The sequence below is a fragment of the Geodermatophilus sp. Leaf369 genome (assembly GCF_001424455.1).
GTDB lineage: Bacteria > Actinomycetota > Actinomycetes > Mycobacteriales > Geodermatophilaceae > Klenkia.
The window spans coordinates 528,130-549,224 of the sequence record NZ_LMQA01000001.1; the positions used below are offsets into that span (position 1 = coordinate 528,130).

Sequence of the window (21,095 nt, forward strand, 5' to 3'; positions counted from 1 at the left end):
CCCACCGGGGACGGGGGCTCGTCGCGTTCCACGGCGTGATCAGCGCCGGGCGGGCACCCGGGCCCCACGACCGGCCCCGGCCTCGACCCGCAGGGCCACGATCCGCCGGACCGCCCGTTCCAGCGCGTAGTCGGCGCTGGCCGCGACGCCCTTGACGTCGGCGTTGAGCGAGGCGGCCACCCCGATGGCCTGCTGCAGTGCGTCGATCGTCCAGCCCCGGGCCTGCGCCTGGGCCTTCTTGACCTTCCACGGCGGCAGCCGGAGGGTGCGCGCGAGCTCGCCGATGTTGGTGGTGTTGAGCGAGGCGACCCGGGCGGCGGTGCGCACCCCGTCGGCGATGGCGTCGGCGAGCAGCACGTGCGGGACCCCGCGGTCCAGCGCCCAGCGCAGCATCTCGATGGACCCGGTGTGGTCCCCGACCAGGACCCGCTCGGCCACGGTGAACCCGGTGACCTCGGCCTGCCCGCGGTGGAACCGGGCCACGGCGTCGGCGTCGATCGAGCCACCGAAGTCGCTGACCAGCTGGCTGGCGGCCGCCGACAGCCCGCGCAGGTCGTTGCCGACGGCCTCCACGAGCGCGGTCACGGCGTCGGGGGTGATCCGGCCGCCGACCCGCCGCACCTCGTTGCGCACGAAGGCGATCCGCTCCCCGGCCGAGGCGACCTTCGGGCACTCGTCCACCGCGGCGCCGGCCTTGCGGAAGGCGGTCAGCAGGGCCTCGTTGCGCTTGCCGCCGTGGTGTACGAGCACCAGCGTCAGCTCGGGGTCGGGCTCCTTCGCGTAGCTGAGCAGCGAGTCGACCAGCCCGGAGGCGGCCTCGTGCACCCCCCAGACGACCACCAGCCGGTGCCCACCGAACAGCGAGGGGGCCAGCACGTCCGCCAGCTGCCCGGGGGGCAGCCCGAGGGCTGTCAGCTCGTGCTCCTCGGTGCCCGGGTCGGCCTCCAGCGAGGCGGCGCGGACGGCGGATACCGCGCGGGAGCGGAGCAGCTCCTCCTCCCCGACCACGATCCGCAGGCGCGACGTGGGCGGCGGAGCGGCGGCGACGGGCACGACCTCATCGTGTCACGGGGGACCGACAGCGACGCCCGGTCGGGACGGCCCCGGGAGGTCCTCCGTCCGGTCCCGGACACGCCGTCCGGCGGCCCGGCCGCGACGGCGCGCTGGACCTCGTCGGGCCCGCGGACCGCCACCCCCCAGGAGCCGGCGGAGCCCACGACGGCCAGGTCGCCCTCGAGGTCGGTGCGGTGCACCCGCATGCCGTCGGCCGCCAGCCAGTCGAGCAGCCGGCCGGTGGGGTGCCCGTAGCCGTTGTCCACCCCGACCGAGACCAGCGCCACCCGCGCCCCGGTGGCGGCGAGGAAGTCCGGGTCGGCGTCCCCGCTGCCGTGGTGGGGCACCTTGAGCACGTCGGCGCGCAGGTCGACCCCGCGCCGCAGGATCCGGGTCTCGGACTCCTCCCCCAGGTCACCGGTGAGGAGCAGGCGCAGGCCGTGCTGGGTCACCCGGACCACGAGGGACAGGCCGTTCGGGTCCGCCGAGGGCACCGCGTCGGACGGTTCGGGCGCGAGCGCCTCGACCAGAGCGCTGCCGACGGTGCGGGACTCCCCCGCCGTCAGGACACCGACGGCCGCCCCCGCCCGCTCGGCCACCCGGCGCACCGCGGGGAGCCGGTCGTCGGTGGGGGCCAGCGGGCCGGTCAGCACCTCGGTGACGTCCCGTCCCTCGAGAGCCCCGGCGAGCCCGGTGACGTGGTCGGCGTCCAGGTGGGAGAGCAGCACCAGCGGCAGCCGGTCGATGCCGAGCCTGCGGAGGCAGTCGTCCACCAGTGCGCTGTCGGGCCCCGCGTCGACGAGCACGCCCTCCCCCGGCCCGGTCGGCAGGACGAGGGCGTCGCCCTGCCCGACGTCGCAGGCCACCAGCACGCTGCCGGGCACCGGCCACCCGGTGGTGACCTGCCGGACCGGCCAGCCGAGCACCACCACGCCGACCACGGCTGCCAACGCCAGCGGGCGGGTGCGTGGCCGGCGCACGAGCACGACGGCCACGGCGGCGAGCAGCGCGGTGAGCAGCACCGCACCGCCCACCCCGGCCGGCCACCCGCCGGCACCGTCGGGCACCGCGGCGGCCCGGTCGGCGACCAGCACCAGCCAGCGGGTGGGCCAGCCGGCCGCCCAGACCAGCAGGTCGGCGACCGGGGTGCTGACCGGGCCGGCGAGGGTGGCGAGCAGGCCCAGCACGGTGGCCGGGGCGACGGCGGGTGCGACCAGCAGGTTGGCCGGCAGGGCGACCAGGCTGACCAGGCCGGAGAACCCGGCGACCAGGGGCGCGGTGACGAGTCCGGCCGCGGCGCTGACCGCGAGCGCGTCGGCCAGCAGGACCGGGGTGCCCCGCCGCCGCAACGACCGGGACCAGCCCGGCGACAGCAGCACGATGCCCGCGGTCGCGACCACCGACAGCGCGAAGCCCGGATCGGCGGCCAGCCGCGGGTCGACCAGGAGCAGCACGACGACCGCAGCGCCCAGGGCGGGCACCGCGACCCGGGAGCGCCCGGAGGCCAGGGCGAGCAGCGTGACCGCCCCCATCGCGGCGGCCCGCAGCACGCTGGGGCTCGGCCGGGCCAGCACCACGTAGCCGAGCAGCCCGAGGGCGCCGACGACGGCCTGCCACCGCCGGTCGACGAGCCTGCGGCGCAGTGGCCACAGCAGGAGGGCCAGCACGATGGCCACGTTCGCCCCGGACACGGCCGTCAGGTGGCCCAGCCCGGCGCGGCGGAAGTCGGCCGTGACCTGGGGGTCCATCCCCGAGGTGTCGCCCACGACGAGGCCGGGCAGCAGACCGGCCGGGGCCGGCGGCAGCACCCGGGCGCCGGCGTCGGCCAGCCCGCGCCGCAGGTCCGCCGCGACCTGGAGCCCCGCCCCGGCGGGCGCCACGGTGCTCGGCGGGCTCCGGGCGGACAGCACGGCGACCACGTCGTCGCCGTCCTCCGCCCGACCGGGCGATGCGCGCAGGGTGACCGCGGTACCCGGCAGCACCGCGTCCCACTCGTCGGCGGGCCCGAAGACCAGGACCCGGGCCGGGCGCATCGCCGGGCCACCGACGACGGCGGTGACCGAGCCCGGTACGAGCACCCGGGCGGGCCCGGCGCCCCCGGTGAGCACCCGGGGCTCCTCGTCGACGGTGAGGACCACCTCGACGACACCGCCGCGGTCGGCCAGCGCGGGCAGCGGCGACGCCGACCGCTCCCCCGCCCGCACCGAGGCCAGCACCGCGGTCACCGCCACGGCGGCGAGACAGGCCACGACGGCCCAGCGGCGGGGGCCGCGGAGCAGTCGGCCCGTGGCCAGTGCCAAGAGGGCTGCGGCCGCCGGCAGGACCAGCAGCACCGGCGGCGGGAGCACCGGGAGGAGCAGGGTGAGCGACCAGACGGTGAGGGCGGGCGGGACCAGCCGCAGGTCGACCCACGACCAGCGCTCCCAGACCCGTCGCCGCTGCACGGATCGGACGCTAGGGAGAGCCTCGGTCGCCCGGTGCGGTCTCCCGGGAGGTGTGGACGCCGCTCCCCGGTGTGGACGACGGCCGGCACGGGCACCGCCGGGCTGCTACGGGGCGGGGGTGCCCCAGCGGTCGGCGTGCAGCGCCTCGTCCAGCGACCGCCGCCGACGCCAACCGTGCCGCTCCAGGTCGGGGACGTCCTGCAGCCCCTCGACCGGGCCGACGCAGAGCCAGGCGACCGGGCGGACGTGCGCGGGGATCCCGAGCAGCTCACGCAGGAAGGGCTCCCGGTAGAAGGACACCCACCCCACTCCCCAGCCCTCGGCGGTCGCGGCCAGCCACAGGTTCTGGATCGCCAGGCAGGTCGAGTAGAGGCCGGCGTCGGCGATCGCGTGCCGACCCAGCACCGTCGGTGCACCACGGGTGGGGTCGTAGGTGACGACGACGCCCAGCGACGACTGGAGCACCCCCTCGACGGAGATGCGGGCGAAGGTCGATGCCTGCCCGGCGTCCAGGGTCGCGTCGAAGACCTCCCGCTCGGCCGCGACGTGGGTCTGGAACGCGGACCGCAGCCCGTCGTCACGGACCAGCACGAAGTCCCAGGGCTGGGTCAGCCCGACGCTCGGTGCCGCGTGCGCGGCCTCCAGCACCCGCCGCAGCACCGCCGGCTCGACCGGTCCCCCGACGAACTCCCGGCGCACGTCCCGCCGGGAGTGGATGACCTCGTACAGATCGTGCAGCCCGTCGCCCATGCCCCCATCCCACCGCGCGCCCCTCAGACGGTGACCAGTGGGGAGACCTCGGCGTAGAGGGCGGGGCCGATGCCGCTGACGTCGTCGAGCTGTTCGACGGAGGTGAACGCCCCGGACTCCGTGCGGTGGTCGACGATCCGCTGGGCCAGCACCGGACCGATGCCGGGCAGGGTGTCGAGGTCGGCGACCGTGGCGGTGTTCAGGTCGACCGGTCCCCCGGCCACCGCCGGGGTGCCGTCGGCGGCCGGGGCGGGCCCGGCGCCGGGGACCCCGACCGCGATCTGCTGGCCGTCGGTCACCAGGGCAGCGGCGTTGACCGACGCCGGGTCGGCCTCGGGCAGCAGCCCGCCCGCCGCGGCGAGCGCGTCGGCCACCCGCGACCCCGCCGGCAGGGTGACCAGGCCCGGGGAGACCACCTGCCCGACCACGGCGACGACGACCACGGACTCCGCGGCGGCGGCCGTGCTCGGGGACGGCGGCACGGTCGCCGCAGCGGGTGCTGAGGACACGGCGGCGCCGGGGACCGGCGCCGGGTCCACGGCGGGCCGGCCCAGCCAGCTCCACCCGACGACCAGCGCCCCGGCCAGGACGGCCGCGATCCACATCGCCCGCGCCCCGGAGCGACCGGGGGGCACCCGCACCTCGGTGCCGGCGGCGCGGTGCCGGCCCACGCGGTCGACAGGGCCCTCGGAGGGGTCGCCGGTGTCGGGGGCGCCGACCGGTGCGACCCGCCCCGGGGTGCGGCCGTGGGGCGGAACGGGCACCGTCGCCACGTCGTCGCCCCACGCGTCGTCGTCGGCGTCGTCCTCGGGCAGCCAGCCCCGGCGGGCGGACCCGTCGTCGAGCAGGGCACGCAGGCGGGCCCGGATGACGTCGGCGTCGTCGTCGCGGCGCGAGGAGAACAGCACGGCGGCACGCTAGGACGGCGTGGGGGCCCACCTGCTGCCCCCGGCACATCTGTGGACAACGCACCCTGGTGTGGACGACGGGCAGCAGGACCGGGCGGGAGGGGGTCAGCGTGCGCACGTGGACCCGACCTCTCGACCCGCTGCGCACCACCGCCGTCCTCGCGCTGGCCGTGGCCGTGCTGGTCGAGCTCCTGCCCTGGGTGGGGGCCGACCTGGTGGCCCAGCAGTGGTGGGCCTCCTGGGCGGCCTCGGGGGGCGACCAGCCGGTGGACCTGGGCTGGTACGCCGGCTCGCCCGCCGTCTCCTACAGCCTGCTCTCGCCCTGGCTGATGTCCTGGGCCGGCCCGGCGGTGCCCGGCGTCCTCGCCACGGTGGTCGGAGCGACCGCCACGACGGCCCTGCTCCGGCGGGCCGGTGCGGTCCGTCTGGTCGCGGCGGGGGCCACCGCGGCGCTCGCGTTCGGGGCCGACCAGCTGTCGGGCCGGACGACGTTCGCCCTGGGTCTCGCCGTGGGACTCCTCGCCCTCTGCGTGGCCGGCCGCCGCTGGCCGCCGGTCCGGCGGACGGTGGGCACGGCCGTCCTGGCCGCCGTGGCCGGGGGCCTGAGCCCGGTGGTGGCCGTGTTCCTGGGGCTCGCCGCCGTCGCCTGGGTCTGCGGTTCCGGACGGCCGCTGCGCCACACCGCCGACGCGGTCGCCCTGACGATCGGGGCGGGCCTCCCGCTGGCGGCGATGGTGGGCCTGGGCGCGGCCGGCGGCCCGATGACCGGCTCGGCCCACCAGATGGCCGCCGCGGTGCTGGCCGCCCTCGTGGTCGTCGCCGTGCTCGGCCCGGACCAGCCGGTGGCCCGGGTGGGCGCGGGGCTCACCGCGGCCGGCCTGCTGCTCGCCTGGGCTGTCCCGGACCCGGTCGGGTCGAACGCGACCCGGCTGGTGCTGCTGTTCGCAGTGCCGGTGCTGGTGGGGCTGGCCCGTCGGGACCGGGTGCTGGTGGCGCTGGCCGCCGCCCTGGTGACCTGGCTGCTCCCGCCGCTGGTGCCCGGCGACCTCTCCCCCCGGGGCGGCCTGGACGACGCGGTGGCCCGGACCGGCAGCGCCGGGCTGCTGGCCGAGCTGGCGCGTCGGGGGCCGGTCGGCCGGGTCGAGGTCGTGCCGCTGGCCACCCACCAGGAGTCGCTGCTGGCCGACACCGTCCCCCTGGCCCGCGGCTGGACGCGCCAGCTCGACCTGGCCCGCAACCCGGTCTTCTACGACGGGTCGCTGGACGCCGGCAGCTACCTGGGCTGGCTGCGCGACCGGGGGGTCTCCTGGGTGGCGCTGACGGACCGGCGTCCGGACTGGGCAGCCCGCCGGGAGGCCACGCTGGTGCGCCGCGGGGTGCCCGGGTTGTCCCCGGTGTGGTCCGACGACACGTGGACGCTCTACGCGGTGGACGGGCCCGGTCTGGTGCTGGCCGGCGACGCGGTGCTGACCGGCAGCGACCGGCGGTCGGTGGCGCTGACCGCCGCCGAGGTCGGACGGGTCGAGCTGTCGCTCTTCTGGTCCGACCACCTGGACGTGACCGCCGGGGACGCCTGCGTGGCACCCGGTCCGACCCCGGGCACCGTCCTGCTCCGGGTCGGCTCACCGGGCCCGGTGACGCTCAGCAGTGCCTGGCGGCCCCGGGGGCACTGCGCCGGCTGAAGCCGGCCGGCTCAGTCTCGGTCGGTCGGGTCGACGACCACACCCACCGCACCGGGGCCCACGTGCGCACCGATCGCAGCACCGAGCTCGGCCAGGTGGACCTCGCCACGCAGTGCGGGCAACCGCGACCGCAGCTCCTCGGCCAGCGCCCGGGCCCGTTCCGGGGCGGCGAGGTGGTGCACCGCCACCGAGACCGGCGCACCGGCAGCGAGGTCCACGACCCGCTGCACCATCTTGGCCACCGCCCGCGTCGTCGTCCGGACCTTCTCCAGGGCGACGATGCGACCGTCCTCGACGTGCAGCACGGGCTTCACGGCCAATGCGGTGCCCAGCGCGGCTGCAGCCGGGCCGATCCGGCCCCCGCGGCGCAGGTGCTCCAGGGTGTCGACGACGAAGAGCGTCCGGGTGGCCGCGGCGGTCCGGCGGGCGGCCGCGGCGACCTCCTCGGCGGAGCGGCCGGCAGCCGCGGCGCGGGCAGCGGCGAGCACCGCGAAGCCCGAGCCCATCGCGGCCTGCCGGCTGTCGACCACGCTCACCACGTGCGTACCGACCTGGGCGGCGGCCAGCCGGGCGGCGTCCCAGGTGCCCGACAGCTCGCTGGACAGGTGCACCGACACCACCCGGTCGGCACCGGCGTCCAGGCGGCGACGGTAGGCCGCGACGAAGTCCCCCGGCGTGGGCCGCGAGGTGGTGACGTGCTGCCCCCGCACGGCCAGGGTGCCGGCCACGTCGGCCGGGCTGACGTCCAGGCCCTCGCGACCGGACCGCCCGGTCAGCACCACGTAGAGCGGGACGACCTCGATGCCGAACGCGGCGGTCAGGTCGTCGGGGAGGTAGGCCGTGGAGTCGGTGACCACGGCGACGGACATGCCCGGAGGCTAGCCGTCGCTCAGAGCCCGGCGTCGGCGTCGGTGGGCGCGCCGGCAGCAGGGGCGGCGTCGTCGGGGGTCGCGCCACGGTCCAGGGGCGCGTCGGAGACCCCGGCGGCCTCGGCGACGTCGGGTCCGGTGTCGGCGCCCGACCGCCGGGCGGCACCCTCACCGGGTCCGGCCGAGGGGGCACCGACGTTGTGCCGCAGCACCCGCCACCGGGTGCCCTGGAAGGCCAGCTCGGTCCAGTGGCAGTTGGCCAGTGGACCGAACACCCGGCGGTGCTCCGGGCCCAGACCCAGCAGCGCCTCGATCAGCCGGCCCCCGGTGCCGCCGTGGGTGACCACCACGGCGACCGGTGCCGCGGGGAGGTCGGCCAGGGCCGCCTGGGCGCGACGGGCGACCTCGGCCGGGTCCTCGCCGCCGCGCCCGCGCACGGGCCGCCCAGCCATCCAGTCCGCGTACTGATCGGGGAGGTCGCGGGCGACCTCGTCCCGGGTGCGGCCCTCCCAGCTGCCCAGCCCGTGCTCGCGCAGCCGCTCGTCGACCCGCACCGGGACGCCGAGCCGGTCGCCGAGGGCCTGCGCGGTCTCCCGGGCACGGACCAGGTCGCTGCTGACCACGAGGGCGTCGGCGGGGAGGCCGGAGGTGACCAGGTCGTCGGCGGCGTCCACCGCCTGCCGACGGCCGGTCGCGTCCAGCGGCGGGTCGAGCTGGCCCTGGAAGCGACCACTGGCGTTCCACTCGGTGCGCCCGTGCCGCCACACCAGCAGCCGGGTGACCCGGGGTGGTGCGACGGCGGGGGGCGCGGCGGGGGCGCCCTGGCTCATCGGGTGGTGTCGGCCTCGGGCGCGTGCGCGGTCGCCGGGTCGAGCGCGGCCTCGGCCGACTCGCCCTCCCCGGACACGCCACCGGAGACCACGTCCCCGGCCTCGTCGGCAGGAGCCACGTCGTCGGTCACGCCGTCGACGGTCACGTCCCCGGTCGCCGGCTGCGAGCGGCCGGCGGCAGCGAGCGCGGCGTCGGTGAAGGGGATGGTCGGGCAGTCCTTCCAGAGCCGCTCGAGGGAGTAGTAGGCCCGCTCCTCGGCGTGCTGGACGTGCACCACGACGTCGACGAAGTCCAGCAGGACCCAACGTGCCTCGGCCACGCCCTCGCGACGAACGGGCTTGAGGCCGTGCTCGCGCAGGGCCTCCTCCACGCCGTCGACGATGGCCTGGACCTGGCGTTCGCTGGGTGCCGAGGCCAGCACGAAGGCGTCGGTGATGGCCAGCCGGTCGCTGACGTCGACGATGGACACGTCGGTGGCGAGCTTGTCGGCTGCGGCCTGGGCGGCCCACAGCGCGGTGTCGCGGGCCTCTGTCGAGGCGGTCATCGGGGTGTCTCCTGGAGCTCGGTGGTGCCGGTGCCCGGGGTGGGCCCGGCGGGGGGTGTGGCGGTGTGCAGGACGGGCGGTGCACCGAGGTGCCGGACCGCGGTGCCGGGCAGCAGCTGCCCGGGCGGGGTCGGCGGGCGGCCGTCCTGGTAGAGGCCGCGCTTCTCGATGTACTGCACGACGCCGTCGGGGACGAGATACCAGACCGGCATACCCCGGGCGACGCGTTCCCGGCAGTCGGTGGAGCTGATCGCCAGGGCGGGGATCTCGACCAGGCTCACCGCCCCGTGCGGCAGGTCGGCGTCGGCCAGCTGGTAGCCGGGCCGGGTGACCCCGACGAAGTGCGCCAGGTCGAAGAGCCGCTCGGTGTCCCGCCAGCCCACGATCTGGGCCAGGGCGTCGGCGCCGGTGATGAAGAACAGCTCGGCGTCGGGCCGTTGCCGGCGCAGGTCGGTGAGCGTGTCGATCGTGTAGGTGGTGGTGCCGCGGTCGACGTCGACCCGGCTGACGGAGAACCTCGGGTTGGAGGCGGTGGCGATGACCGTCATCAGGTAGCGGTCCTCGGCGGGACTGACCTCGCGGTCGGCCTTCTGCCAGGGCTCACCGGTCGGCACGAAGACCACCTCGTCGAGCCCGAACAGGCTCGCGACCTCGCTGGCGGCGACGAGGTGACCGTGGTGCACGGGGTCGAACGTCCCGCCCATCACGCCCAGTCGACTGCCTGCCACCGTCCGAGCCTAGCCCGGGACGGCACGCGGGGGTCGGACAGCGAGACGGCAGGGACGACAGCAGCCCGGCCGGAGGGCGTCACCGCCACCCCGACCGGACCTCGCACCGCGACCGGCGCCCCCGTGTCGCCGATCGCCCGGAGCGGCCGGCTCGCGCCGTCCCGGGTCCTGCAGCGGACCGGCGGTGCAGCTGCCGGATCCGTCCTGAGAAACGGCACCGGGGGGGTTCTGGATACGCCCACGGCCGGTATTTCGTCAGCGGGACCGTTGCCACGGCGAACGACCTGCTCAGAGCGTCGTGACGAAGTCCGCCAGTTGGGCCGCGGTGCGCACCTCGATCATCGGCAGCACCTCGCCGTACCGGTCGGCCGCGGAGTCACCGCTCCCCCACAACCGACGCGGCTCCGGGTTGAGCCAGTAGGCCGAGCGGGAGCGGCGCACCAGGTCGGCGAGCACCGGCAGGCCGGGCTGCCGGTAGTTGGTCCGGCCGTCGCCCAGCACCAGCAGGGACGTCTTGGGACCGACGGCGCCGGGCCACTTCTCGGCGAACACCTCGAAGGCGTTGCCGTAGTCGCTGTGCCCGTCGAAGGACACCACGTCGGCCTCCCGGCCGATCCGCTGCACGGCGTCGGCGACGTCGGCACCGGGTGCGAAGAACCGGGTGACCTCGTCGGTGGAGTCCACGAACGCGAAGGCCCGGACACCGGAGAAGTGCTCGCGCAGCGCCTGGGTGAGCATCAGGGTGAAGTGGCTGAACCCGGCGACCGAGCCGCTGATGTCGCACAGCACCACGAGCTCGGGCTTGTGCACCGCCCGCGGCTTGTGGTGGGTGACCACCGGCACGCCCCCGGTGGCCAGCGAGGCCCGCACGGTCTTGCGGAAGTCCAGCCGGCCGTCGCGGCCCAGCCGACGGCGGGCCGAGAGCCGGGCGGCCAGCCGCCGGGCCAGCGGGGCCACCGACCGGCGCAGCTCGGCGAGGTCGGCGGACTGGGCGCGGAGGAAGTCGACCTGGTCGGCCAGCGGCTTGACAGCGGTGCGGGCCACCCGGTCCCGCCCCCGCTCGGCGGCCGACCGGCGGCGCACCTCGGCCTCCACGGCGGCCCGGAAGGTGGCCAGCCGCTCGCGGACGGTCTGCCGGGCCACCTGCTCGTCCAGCCCGCCGCGGGGGGCGTCCCCGAGCAGGCCGGCCAGCAGCTGGGCGACCAGCGTGTCCGGGGACAGCGCACGCAGTACCCGGTAGGAGAAGAACGACTGCCCGGACGGCGAGGGCTGCCCCTGACCCAGCACCTCCACCGCGAGCCGGGCGAAGCGGCGCAGCTCCTCGTCGTCGCCGTCCTGCAGCTTCGCCAGGAGCTCGGCCCGCAGCTCCGCGGCCAGCGCGGCCATCCGGTCGGCGTCGGGAACCCCGTCGTCCGGGTCGGTGTCGGCCGGCTCGTCCGCGGCGGCAGGCACCACCGGCCGGTCCGACAGCGGCCACCACAGGTCGAACAGCACGTCGTAGGTCGCCCGCTGGGCCGCCCGCTGCAGCAGCACAGCGGCCAGGCCGTGCCGAAGCTGCTCCCGGTCGAGCAGGTCCACCACGGTGAGCACCTGGGCGGCGTCGACCGCGCCGGTGATGCCGACCGGGATGCCGGCCTCGCGCACCGCCCGGACGAACCCGTCCAGGTGGGCGACCAGCCCGCCCGTGGCCGGGGCGTCCATCAGTTCAGCCGCAGCTCGGCCGCGGCCCGGGTCTGGTCGCTGGCGTGCTTGAGGACGACGCCGAGCGTGGCCTTCACCGCGTCGGAGTCCAGGGTGTCGAAGCCCAGCGCCAGCAGCGTCTGCGCCCAGTCCAGCGTCTCCGAGATCGACGGGGACTTCTTCAGCTCCAGCGCCCGCAGCGCCCGCACGGTGCGGACCAGCTGGTCGGCCAGCGCGGGTGCCAGGTCGGGCACCCGGGACAGCACGATCTCCCGCTCCCGCTCGGCGCTGGGGTAGTCCAGCGACAGGTAGAGGCAGCGGCGCTTGAGTGCCTCGGACAGCTCACGGGTGGCGTTGGAGGTCAGCACCACCAGCGGACGTCGGGTGGCCACGATGGTGCCGATCTCGGGGATGGTGACCTGGAAGTCGCTGAGCACCTCCAGCAGCAGGCCCTCCACCTCGACGTCGGCCTTGTCGGTCTCGTCGATGAGGAGCACGGTCGGCCCGGTGCGCCGGATGGCGGTGAGCAGCGGGCGGGACAGCAGGAACTCCTCACCGAACACGTCGTCGTGCAGGTCTCCCCAGTCACCGCCGTCCGCGCTGTTCTGGGACGCCTGGATGCGCAGCAGCTGCTTCTTGTAGTTCCACTCGTACAGCGCCCGGGCCTCGTCCAGCCCCTCGTAGCACTGCAGCCGGATGAGCTCCGAGGACGTCGCGGTGGCCAGTGCCTTGGCCAGCTCGGTCTTGCCCACCCCGGCGGGGCCCTCGACCAGCAGCGGCTTGCCCAGCCGGTCGGCCAGGAAGACGGTGGTCGCGATCTGGGCGTCGGGCAGGTACCCCGCGGCCGAGAGCCGGGCGGTCACGTCCGCCACGTCGGCGAACTGGGCGGACTGCAGCGGCTGCGCGGGCACGGGGCTCCTCGGGGACGGGCTCAGCGGGTGTGACCGGAACCGGTCACGACGTAGGTGGTCGAGGTCAGCTCGGGCAGGCCGAGCGGGCCGCGGGCGTGCAGCTTCTGGGTGGAGATGCCGATCTCGGCACCGAAGCCGAACTCCCCGCCGTCGGTGAACCGGGTGGAGGCGTTGACCAGCACGGCAGCGGCGTCGACCCCGGCGGTGAAGTCGGCGATCGCGGTCGCGGAGTCCGCGACGATCGCCTCGGAGTGCCCGCTGCCCCAGGTGGCGATGTGGTCCAGGGCCGTCGGCAGGTCGGCGACGACCCGCACGGCCATGTCCATCGACAGGTACTCGGTGGCCCAGTCCTCGTCGGTGGCCGGGACGACGGCCGGGTGGGCCGCCTGCGCCGCGTCGTCCCCGTGCAGCGTGACCCCGGCGTCCACCAGCGCGGTGAGCAGCCGACCCAGGTGCGGGGAGTCCGCGTGCACCAGCAGCGACTCCGCGGAGTTGCAGACGCTGACCCGGTGGGTCTTGGCGTTGAGCACGATCGCCTCGGCCATCGCGCCGTCGGCGGAGGCGTCCACGTAGACGTGGCAGTTGCCGACGCCGGTCTCGATCACCGGGACGGTCGACTCGGTGACCACCCGCTGGATGAGGGCCGCTCCCCCGCGCGGGATCACCACGTCGACCAGGCCGCGGGCGTGCAGCAGCTCCCCGACCGAGGCCCGGTCGGCCGGCAGCAGCGCGATCGACCCGGCGGGCAGGCCGGTCTTCTCGGCGGCCTCGGTGAGGACGGCGACCAGCGCCTCGTTGGTGCGGTACGCCGAGGCCGAACCGCGCAGCAGCGCCGCGTTGCCGCTCTTCAGGCACAGCCCGGCGGCGTCGACGGTGACGTTGGGGCGGGCCTCGTAGACGATCCCGACCACGCCGAGGGGCACCCGGACCTGCCGCAGCTGCAGCCCGTTGACCAGCGTGGACCCGCGGACGACGTCGCCCACCGGGTCGGGGAGGGTGACCAGCTGGCGCAACGCGTCCGCGGTGCCGGCGACCCGGTCGGCGTCCAGCCGCAGACGGTCGAGCACCGACTCCGGGGTGCCACCGGCGCGGGCGGTCTCGACGTCGGCGGCGTTGGCGGCCAGCACGTCCTCGGTGTGCGCCACCAGCGCGTCGGCCATCGCGAGCAGCGCGGCGTCCTTGGTCTGGGTGGGCAGCGTGCGCAGCACCCGGGCGGCCGCACGGGCCTGCAGGGCCGCGGCACCGATCAGCGGCAGGGCGGAGACGTCGGGCACTCGTGCAATGTACTCAGCCGTCAGGGCTGACTGCTCAGCCGCGGAGCGCCCGGAAGGCCTGCTTGCGGGCGTCGCCCACCAGCCGGTCGAGGAAGACCTTCCCGTCGAGGTGGTCCACCTCGTGCTGCAGGCAGCGGGCCATCAGGCCCTCCCCCTCCAGCCGCAGCGACTCGCCGTGCACGTCGACGCCCTCGGCGACGCAGTGCATCGCCCGCACGGTGGGGGCGAACAACCCGGGGACGGACAGGCAGCCCTCGTCGCCGTCCTGGGTCTCGTCGGACCGCTCGGTGATCACCGGGTTGACCAGGTGGCCGATGACGCCGTCCACGTTGTAGGAGAAGACCCGCAGCGAGACGCCGATCTGGTTGGCGGCCAGCCCGGCGCGGCCGGGGTGGTCGACGGTCTCCTCGAGGTCGCGGACCAGGTCGGCCAGCTGACGGTCGAAGGACCGGACCGGGTCGCAGGGGGTGCGGAGCACCGGGTCGCCGAGTTCACGGATGGGACGGAGTGCCACGCCGAGCAGTCTCTCAGGCGACCGGATCGGTCGAGAGCCGTGCCCGGACCAGCACCATCTCGTCGCGGTGCACGACCTCGCGGCGGTGCTCGGGGTCCAGGTCGGCGGTCTTGCGGCCGAGCACCGCGGGCAGCTCGCGTGCGTCGTAGGACACCAGGCCCCGGGCCACGACGACGCCGTCCGGTCCGGCGAGCTCCACCGGGTCGTCGGCCAGGAAGTCCCCCACCACGCCGGTGATGCCGGCGGCCAGCAGCGAGGCGCCCCGCTCGACCACCGCGGTGACCGCACCGGCGTCCAGCAGCACCCGGCCCCGCGGGCGGGTGGCGTACCGCAGCCAGAACTGCCGGGCCGAGGGACGGCGGCCGCGGGCGGCGAACAGCGTGCCCACCGGTTCCCCGGCCAGCGCGGCGCCGGCCTGGGGCGTGGAGGTGACGACGACGGGCACCCCGGCGTTGGCGGCGATGAGCGCGGCCTCGACCTTGGTGGCCATCCCGCCGGTGCCCACGCCGTTGCGCGAGGCCGAGCCCAGCGTGACCGCGGCGAGGTCCTCGGCGGTGTGCACGGTGTCGATCCTCTGCGTCGGACCGGTCCGCGGGTCGCCGTCGTGGACGCCGTCGACGTCGGACAGCAGCACCAGGGCGTCGGCGACGGCGAGGTGGGCGACCATGGCAGCGAGCCGGTCGTTGTCGCCGAACCGGATCTCCTCGGTGGCCACGGTGTCGTTCTCGTTGACGATCGGCAGCACCCCGAGGGCGAGGAGCCGGTCGACGGTCTGCCGGGCGTTGCGGTAGTGCCCGCGCCGGGTCAGGTCGTCGGCGGTGAGCAGCACCTGCCCGACGGTGACCCCGTGCGCGGCGAAGGCGTCGGCGTAGGTCTGCACCAGCCGGAGCTGACCGACGCTGGCCGCGGCCTGGGCGGTGGCCAGGTCACGGGGCTTCCCGGTGAGCCCGAGCGGGGCCAGGCCGGCCGCGATCGCCCCGGAGGAGACGAGCACGACCTCCCGGCCGTCGGCCCGCAGCGCGGCGAGCACGTCGACCAGGGCACGCAGGCGCTCGGTGTCCAGCCCGTCGGCCAGCGTGGTCAGCGAGGAGGACCCCACCTTGACCACGACCCGGTGCGCCCCGGCGACGTCGGCCCGGGTGCTCATGCCCGGTCGTCGTTCCACAGCTCGTCGGGGTACTCCTCGATGAGCTCGTAGGGCGTGCGGCGCAGCTTCTTGGCCGCGAGCCGGTCCTCGGCGCGCGGCCGGGTGTTGTTCTCCAGCCGGACGTCGGTGCCACGGCCACCCAGGCCGGCGGTCTCCTCGACGGTGAGCGTGCCGGCGGGCAGCGTGGGCTCCCAGTCGAAGGTGACGTCGCCGACGGTGATCGCGTCGCCGGGCTTGGCCCCGGCCTTGGCCAACGCGATCTCCACGCCGAGCCGGTTGAGCCGGTCGGCGAGGTAGCCCACGGCCTCGTCGTTGCTGAAGTCGGTCTGCCGCACCCAGCGGGAGGGGCGGACGCCCAGGACCATCCAGCCGTCGGTGCGCGGGTCGGGCTCGACGGTGAAGCCGCCGTCGTCGACCGCGCGGGGGGTGAGGGTGATCCGGGTGGCCTCGGGGGCGGGCAGCGAGGCGCGGTGCGCCTCGACCGCGGACGCCAGGGCGTAGCCGAGCTCGGGCAGGCCCTCGCCGGTGACCGCGCTGATCGGGAAGACCTGCAGTCCGCGGGCCTCCAGGGCGGTGCGTACCAGGTCGACCAGCTCGCGACCGTCCGGGACGTCGATCTTGTTCAGCACGGCGATCTTCAGCCGGCCGACCAGGTCGATGCCCTCGCCGGCGTCCTCGCCCTCGGGCGACTGGTCGGTGGAGTACAGCGCGAGCTCGTGCTCCAGCGCCGCGATGTCGGTCTCGGGGTCGCGGCCGGGCTCCATCGTGGCCATGTCGACCACGTGCACCAGCACGGCACAGCGCTCGACGTGCCGGAGGAACTGCAGGCCCAGGCCGCGCCCGGTGGAGGCACCGGGGATCAGGCCGGGGACGTCGGCCATCGTGTAGGTGACCCCACCGGAGCGGATGACGCCCAGGTTGGGCACCAGGGTGGTGAACGGGTAGTCGGCGATCTTGGGCTTGGCCGCGCTCATCGCCGCGACCAGCGAGGACTTCCCGGCCGAGGGGAACCCGACCAGGCCGACGTCGGCGACGCTCTTGAGCTCGAGGACGGCGTCCACGGTCTCGCCGGGTTCGCCGAGCAGGGCGAAGCCGGGGGCCTTGCGCCGGGCGTTGGCCAGTGCGGCGTTGCCGAGCCCGCCCCGCCCGCCGGCGGCGATGACGACCCGGGTGCCGATGCCCATCAGGTCGGCGAGGACCTCACCGTCGGCGGTGGTCACGACGGTGCCCTCGGGGACGCGCAGCACGGCGTCCTCGCCGCGGGCGCCGTTGCGGTTGCTGCCGGCGCCCGGCTTGCCGTTGGGGGCCTTCTGGTGCGGGTGGTGGTGGAAGTCCAGCAGGGTGTGGACGCCGGAGTCGACCTCGAGGACGACGTCCCCGCCGTCCCCGCCGTTGCCCCCGTCGGGGCCGCCCAGGGGCTTGAACTTCTCGCGGTGCACGGAGCTGACGCCGTGCCCCCCGTTGCCGGCGGACACGTGCACGGTCACACGGTCGATGAAAGCGGCCATGATCGCCGCCTCTCTCTGATCGGTGGCGCGGTGGGTGCGGGGTGGGACGCGAACGGGCCCGGCGGGAGATCCCGCCGGGCCCGGATCACGCTGGTGCTGAGGTCAGACGGCGGGAGCCAGCGCGGGCTCGACGGCCTGCACGTTGACGACGCGGCGGCCACGACGGCGGCCGAACTCCACGGCGCCCGGGGCGAGCGCGAAGAGGGTGTCGTCCTTGCCGCGGCCGACGCCGAGACCCGGGTGGAAGTGGGTGCCGCGCTGGCGGACGATGATCTCGCCGGCCTTGACGACCTGGCCGCCGAAGCGCTTCACACCCAGACGCTGGGAGTTCGAGTCACGACCGTTGCGGGACGACGATGCGCCCTTCTTGTGAGCCATGAGGTGCTCAGCCCTTCTTCGTGTCGATGGCGGTGACGACGACGTCGGTCAGGGGCTGACGGTGTCCCTGACGCTTGTGGTAGCCGGTCTTGTTCTTGAACTTGTGGATCTTGATCTTCGGGCCCTTGGCGTGCCCGACGATCTCACCGGTCACGGTGACCCCCGCGAGGGCACCGGCCTCGCTGGTGACGGTGTCCCCGTCGACCAGGAGCACGGCGGGCAGGGCGACGGTGTCACCAGCTGCTCCGGACAGGCGGTTGACGGTGAACGTGTCACCCACGACCACCTTGTGCTGCTTGCCACCGGCCTTGACGACTGCGTACACCACTGACTCCTCGATAGGTCTTCGTTGTCCTGGGCGCACCCCGGTCGGGACCGGTGTGCGGGACGGGCTGTTCACGATCCGGGGGCGCCGCCGGCGGCGCACGGGGCGCAGGGCAGCAGCCGCTCCGGACGGAGCAACCCTGACAGCGTACCCGAGGCCGACCGTCCGGGTCGAACCCCCGGCGGGAGACCGTGGTCCCACCCGCCGGGGCGTCCGATCAGGCCGGCGGGCCCGCCGGTCGGCTGGCTGCCCGACGGCGCCGCGGCCGGGCCGGGGCGGCTGCCTCGACCGGCGCAGGCTGGGGCTCGGGCTCCTGCTCGACCGGGGCCTCCGGCTCGGCCGGGGCCTCGACCTGCGCCTCGGCCGGGGCCTCCTCGACGGGGGCCTCCTCGACCGGGACCTCGTCGACCGGGAGCTCGGCCTGCGGCTGCTCGTCGGGCTCCGGGGCGGCGTCGCCCTCGGGCGAGGTGGCCGCGGTGTCCTCGGTGACCGCGTCCGCGGCGGGGGGCAGCTCGAGCTCGGTCTCGGAGGTGTCGACAGCCAGCTGGCCGTCCTCCTCCTCGACCGGGGGCGCGGGGGTGTCCCCGTCGTCCCCGCGGGCGCCGGCCAGCACGGCCGCGTCCTCGGCGGCCCGGGCCTCACCGGACTGACCGCGGTTGCGGCGACCCCGGCTGCGGCGACCGGAGCGGCCGGAGGACTCCTGCGGCTGCTCCTCGTCGGTGGAGGCGGCCGGGGTCTCGGCGGCCGGGACCTCCTCGACCACCTCGGGGGCCGACGGCGTGCCGTTCCCCCGTCGTCCGTTGCCGGTGGAGCCGCTGCCGTTGGAGCCGTTGCCGTTCGGGGCAGACGGCGCCGGGACCGGGCTGCCACCGGAGCGCTTCTTCTCGTCGACCGGGTCCAGGTGCACGACCACACCGCGCCCGCGGCAGTGCTCGCAGGGCTCGGAGAAGACCTCGAGCAGGCCCTGGCCCACCCGCTTGCGGGTCATCTGGACCAGACCCAGCGAGGTCACCTCGGCGACCTGGTGCTTGGTGCGGTCCCGGCCCAGGCACTCGGTGAGCCGGCGCAGGACCAGCTCGCGGTTGCTCTCCAGGACCATGTCGATGAAGTCGATGACGATCATGCCGCCGATGTCGCGCAGCCGGAGCTGGCGCACGATCTCCTCGGCGGCCTCGATGTTGTTGCGGGTGACGGTCTGCTCCAGGTTGCCCCCGGAGCCGGTGAACTTCCCGGTGTTGACGTCAACGACGGTCATGGCCTCGGTGCGGTCGATGACCAGCGAGCCACCCGAGGGCAGCCAGACCTTGCGGTCCAGTGCCTTGAGCAGCTGCTCGTCGACCCGAAGCTCGCGGAAGACGTCGCCGTTGCCGGTGTAGCGCGACAGCCGCTCGGAGAGCTCCGGGGAGACGTGCGCGACGTAGGCCTCGACGGTGTCCCAGGCGTCCGAGCCCTGGACGACCAGCCGCTTGAAGTCCTCGTTGAACACGTCGCGGATGACCCGGATCGCCAGGTCGGGCTCGCCGTAGAGCAGCGTCGGGGCGGTGCTGGTGGACTTCGCCTTGGTCTGGATGACCTCCCACTGCGCCTGCAGCCGGGCCACGTCGCGGGTGAGCTCCTCCTCCGAGGCGCCTTCCGCGGCGGTCCGGATGATCACGCCGGCGTCCTCGGGCACGATCTTCTTGAGGATGTCCTTGAGCCGCTGACGCTCGTTGTCGGGCAGCTTGCGGCTGATCCCGGTCATCGAGCCGCCGGGCACGTAGACCAGGAAGCGTCCGGGCAGGTTGATCTGCTGGGTCAGCCGGGCGCCCTTGTGGCCGATCGGGTCCTTGGTGACCTGCACCAGGACCTTGTCCCCGGACTTCAGCGCCTGCTCGATCGAGCGCGACTTGCCCGAGAGACCGGCGGTCTCCCAGTTGACCTCACCGGCGTAGAGCACGGCGTTGCGGCCCTTGCCCACGTCGACGAACGCGGCCTCCATCGACGGCAGCACGTTCTGCACCCGCCCCAGGTAGACGTTGCCGGCGAAGGACGCCGACTGCGCCTGGGTCACGTAGTGCTCGACCAGCACGTCGTCCTCGAGGACGGCGATCTGGGTGCGGTCGCCCTGCTGGCGGATGACCATCGCCCGGTCCACGGCCTCGCGGCGGGCCAGGAACTCGGACTCGCTGAGGATCGGGGCGCGCTTGCGACCGGTGTCCCGGCCGTCCCGGCGGCGCTGGCGCTTGGCCTCGAGCCGGGTGGAGCCGGCCACGCCGCGGACGGCGTCGTCGCTGGAGTCCCGACCGTTGCGGCCGGCGCGCTCGGGCCGGTCGTCGTCGGAGCTGTCGGTGGTGTCGGCGGTGGCCCCGGTGGACTCACCACGGCGACGACGACGGCGACGCCGGCGCGTGCTGGAGCCCTGACCGTCCTCGGCGTCGGCACCGTCGGCGTCCTCGGCGTCGTCCTCGGACTCGGCGTCGGTCCCGCTGTCGCCGGTGCCCTGGTCGGCGGCGGACTCGTCGCGGTCGGCGTCGTCCTCGTCGTTGCGGCCCCGGCCACGGCCACGGCGGCCGCGACGACGGCGACGGCTGCCCGCCGACGCGTCGTCGGAGTCCTCGCCGTCGTCGTCGGTGTCCTCGGACTCCTCGCCGGTGGTGTCCTCGGCGGCGGTGTCCTCTGCGTCGCCGGGGGCGGGCAGGACGACCGGCTCGGTCTCCTCCTGCTCCTGCGCCTCGGCGGCCTCGGCGGCACGCTCGGCGGCGGTCTTGCGACGGGAGCGGCTGCGGCGGGCGGGCTTCTCGGCCGGCCGGTCGTCCTCGCGCTCGGCCGCGGGGGCGTCGTCCTGGGCCGGGCTCTCGACGGGGGCCTCGGCGGGCGTCTCGGCCTGGGCGCGGCGGCTGCGCCGGCGGGGGGCCGGAGCCGCCTCGGCGGCCTCGGCGGCCGGGGCCACGAAGCTGACGAAGGCCGGCCGGGTGGGGGCCGCGGCAGGAGCCGGCTCGACGGAGTCGGGGTCGGCAGCCAGCGCGGGGCGGGTCGCCCGGCGGCGGGGGCGCGCGGTGACGCTGGTCGGCTCCGGGGAGCTGAACTGGGCGCCGAAGCGGGGGGCCTCGGCGTCGGAGGGGGCCTCGGTGGACCGCGAGGGCGGGATCGCCGCGGCCTCGAGGGTCTCGGCGTCCGCCCGCAGTCGGGGCTCGGTCTCGGGCTCGGGGGCCGGCTCGGGCGCCGGCTCCTCGGCCAGGACGGCGGCGGGATCGGCGTCCGCGGGGGCCTCGGGGTCGATCTCGAGGTCGGCCGGGGCCTCCTCGTCCCCCTCGGCGTCGGCCGGGGCCTGCGGGTCGAGCTGTGCGGGTTGCACCTGGGCCGGGTCGTTCTCCGGGGTGGTGTCGGGTGTCTCGGGGGTGGTCTGGTCGTCGGCCACTGAGGGCTCGCCTCCTGGTGCGTCCCCGGGCGCCGATCGTCTCCTCGACGACTGGCGGCCGCGCAGGGACGCGGGTCGGGCAGGTCGGACTGCCGGTGATCGGCAGTGCGTCCGACCCACTGAAGTCTGGGGATGGTGCTGGTGGTGCGGTG

Annotated in this window: 18 protein-coding genes; 1 reads left to right on the top strand and 17 read right to left on the bottom strand. The window is 75.7% G+C overall.

Going from position 1 to position 21,095, the window contains the following annotated elements:
- Nucleotides 1-39: 39 nt before the first annotated feature.
- From holA to ASG36_RS02610, 4 genes are all read right to left on the bottom strand, one after another.
- On the bottom strand, nucleotides 40-1,008 hold the full coding sequence (gene holA / locus ASG36_RS02600; protein WP_235494743.1) for a DNA polymerase III subunit delta: 969 nt from the start codon (nucleotides 1,006-1,008) through the stop codon (nucleotides 40-42).
- The gene (locus ASG36_RS21350) at nucleotides 912-3,497 is read right to left on the bottom strand and encodes a ComEC/Rec2 family competence protein (protein ID WP_082522732.1); all 2,586 of its coding nucleotides are present in this window, start codon (nucleotides 3,495-3,497) and stop codon (nucleotides 912-914) included. The genes holA and ASG36_RS21350 overlap by 97 nt, the downstream gene beginning before the upstream one ends.
- Before the next feature lie 105 nt (nucleotides 3,498-3,602).
- Complete coding sequence (gene bluB / locus ASG36_RS02605) at nucleotides 3,603-4,247, bottom strand: 5,6-dimethylbenzimidazole synthase (RefSeq protein WP_055759084.1); 645 nt, start codon at nucleotides 4,245-4,247, stop codon at nucleotides 3,603-3,605.
- A gap of 23 nt (nucleotides 4,248-4,270) precedes the next feature.
- On the bottom strand, nucleotides 4,271-5,155 hold the full coding sequence (locus tag ASG36_RS02610) for a ComEA family DNA-binding protein (protein ID WP_055759087.1): 885 nt from the start codon (nucleotides 5,153-5,155) through the stop codon (nucleotides 4,271-4,273).
- A 110-nt stretch (nucleotides 5,156-5,265) separates the two neighbouring features.
- On the opposite strand from ASG36_RS02610, the gene ASG36_RS02615 reads away from it, so the two are divergent.
- Nucleotides 5,266-6,837: a hypothetical protein gene (locus ASG36_RS02615; protein WP_055759090.1), complete on the top strand. Its 1,572-nt coding sequence runs from the start codon at nucleotides 5,266-5,268 to the stop codon at nucleotides 6,835-6,837.
- Nucleotides 6,838-6,848: 11 nt separating this feature from the next.
- On the opposite strand, the gene ASG36_RS02620 is transcribed toward ASG36_RS02615, so the two are convergent.
- The 13 genes from ASG36_RS02620 to ASG36_RS22240 form a co-directional block, all read right to left on the bottom strand.
- Nucleotides 6,849-7,706, bottom strand: a complete 858-nt coding sequence (locus ASG36_RS02620) for a DegV family protein (protein WP_055759093.1) — start codon at nucleotides 7,704-7,706, stop codon at nucleotides 6,849-6,851.
- A gap of 20 nt (nucleotides 7,707-7,726) precedes the next feature.
- Nucleotides 7,727-8,536 (bottom strand): histidine phosphatase family protein, encoded by an 810-nt coding sequence (locus ASG36_RS02625; RefSeq protein WP_055759096.1) that lies wholly within the window; start codon nucleotides 8,534-8,536, stop codon nucleotides 7,727-7,729.
- Nucleotides 8,533-9,081, bottom strand: coding sequence for a ribosome silencing factor (gene rsfS / locus ASG36_RS21355; RefSeq protein WP_082522733.1), 549 nt, complete (start codon nucleotides 9,079-9,081; stop codon nucleotides 8,533-8,535). Before rsfS ends, ASG36_RS02625 begins: the two co-directional genes overlap by 4 nt.
- Nucleotides 9,078-9,809 (bottom strand): nicotinate-nucleotide adenylyltransferase, encoded by a 732-nt coding sequence (gene nadD / locus ASG36_RS02635; RefSeq protein WP_235494501.1) that lies wholly within the window; start codon nucleotides 9,807-9,809, stop codon nucleotides 9,078-9,080. The genes rsfS and nadD overlap by 4 nt, the downstream gene beginning before the upstream one ends.
- 288 nt (nucleotides 9,810-10,097) lie before the next feature.
- Nucleotides 10,098-11,510: a VWA domain-containing protein gene (locus ASG36_RS02640; RefSeq protein WP_055759099.1), complete on the bottom strand. Its 1,413-nt coding sequence runs from the start codon at nucleotides 11,508-11,510 to the stop codon at nucleotides 10,098-10,100.
- On the bottom strand, nucleotides 11,510-12,400 hold the full coding sequence (locus tag ASG36_RS02645; protein WP_055759102.1) for a MoxR family ATPase: 891 nt from the start codon (nucleotides 12,398-12,400) through the stop codon (nucleotides 11,510-11,512). The genes ASG36_RS02640 and ASG36_RS02645 overlap by 1 nt, the downstream gene beginning before the upstream one ends.
- A 20-nt stretch (nucleotides 12,401-12,420) precedes the next feature.
- Nucleotides 12,421-13,698: a glutamate-5-semialdehyde dehydrogenase gene (locus ASG36_RS02650; RefSeq protein WP_082522734.1), complete on the bottom strand. Its 1,278-nt coding sequence runs from the start codon at nucleotides 13,696-13,698 to the stop codon at nucleotides 12,421-12,423.
- Between the two features lie 10 nt (nucleotides 13,699-13,708).
- Nucleotides 13,709-14,188, bottom strand: coding sequence for a peptide deformylase (gene def / locus ASG36_RS02655; RefSeq protein WP_055759107.1), 480 nt, complete (start codon nucleotides 14,186-14,188; stop codon nucleotides 13,709-13,711).
- 13 nt (nucleotides 14,189-14,201) lie between these two features.
- A complete protein-coding gene (gene proB / locus ASG36_RS02660) occupies nucleotides 14,202-15,335 on the bottom strand; it encodes a glutamate 5-kinase (protein ID WP_055759110.1) in 1,134 nt (377 codons plus the stop codon).
- A complete protein-coding gene (gene obgE, locus ASG36_RS02665; RefSeq protein ID WP_055759113.1) occupies nucleotides 15,332-16,843 on the bottom strand; it encodes a GTPase ObgE in 1,512 nt (503 codons plus the stop codon). Before obgE ends, proB begins: the two co-directional genes overlap by 4 nt.
- A 102-nt stretch (nucleotides 16,844-16,945) precedes the next feature.
- A complete protein-coding gene (gene rpmA, locus ASG36_RS02670) occupies nucleotides 16,946-17,221 on the bottom strand; it encodes a 50S ribosomal protein L27 (RefSeq protein ID WP_055759116.1) in 276 nt (91 codons plus the stop codon).
- 7 nt (nucleotides 17,222-17,228) lie between these two features.
- Nucleotides 17,229-17,546: a 50S ribosomal protein L21 gene (gene rplU / locus ASG36_RS02675; RefSeq protein ID WP_055759119.1), complete on the bottom strand. Its 318-nt coding sequence runs from the start codon at nucleotides 17,544-17,546 to the stop codon at nucleotides 17,229-17,231.
- Nucleotides 17,547-17,763: 217 nt separating this feature from the next.
- On the bottom strand, nucleotides 17,764-20,943 hold the full coding sequence (locus ASG36_RS22240) for an Rne/Rng family ribonuclease (RefSeq protein WP_055759121.1): 3,180 nt from the start codon (nucleotides 20,941-20,943) through the stop codon (nucleotides 17,764-17,766).
- Nucleotides 20,944-21,095 lie beyond the last annotated feature (152 nt).

Bases quoted from the DNA above. Each gene is read 5' to 3' on its own strand.
- bluB (WP_055759084.1), bottom strand. From the start codon at position 4,247: ATGGGCGACGGGCTGCACGATCTGTACGAGGTCATCCACTCCCGGCGG.
- ASG36_RS02620 (WP_055759093.1), bottom strand. From the start codon at position 7,706: ATGTCCGTCGCCGTGGTCACCGACTCCACGGCCTACCTCCCCGACGAC.
- ASG36_RS02625 (WP_055759096.1), bottom strand. From the start codon at position 8,536: ATGAGCCAGGGCGCCCCCGCCGCGCCCCCCGCCGTCGCACCACCCCGG.
- rsfS (WP_082522733.1), bottom strand. From the start codon at position 9,081: ATGACCGCCTCGACAGAGGCCCGCGACACCGCGCTGTGGGCCGCCCAG.
- ASG36_RS02640 (WP_055759099.1), bottom strand. From the start codon at position 11,510: ATGGACGCCCCGGCCACGGGCGGGCTGGTCGCCCACCTGGACGGGTTC.
- proB (WP_055759110.1), bottom strand. From the start codon at position 15,335: ATGAGCACCCGGGCCGACGTCGCCGGGGCGCACCGGGTCGTGGTCAAG.
- obgE (WP_055759113.1), bottom strand. From the start codon at position 16,843: ATGGCCGCTTTCATCGACCGTGTGACCGTGCACGTGTCCGCCGGCAAC.
- rpmA (WP_055759116.1), bottom strand. From the start codon at position 17,221: ATGGCTCACAAGAAGGGCGCATCGTCGTCCCGCAACGGTCGTGACTCG.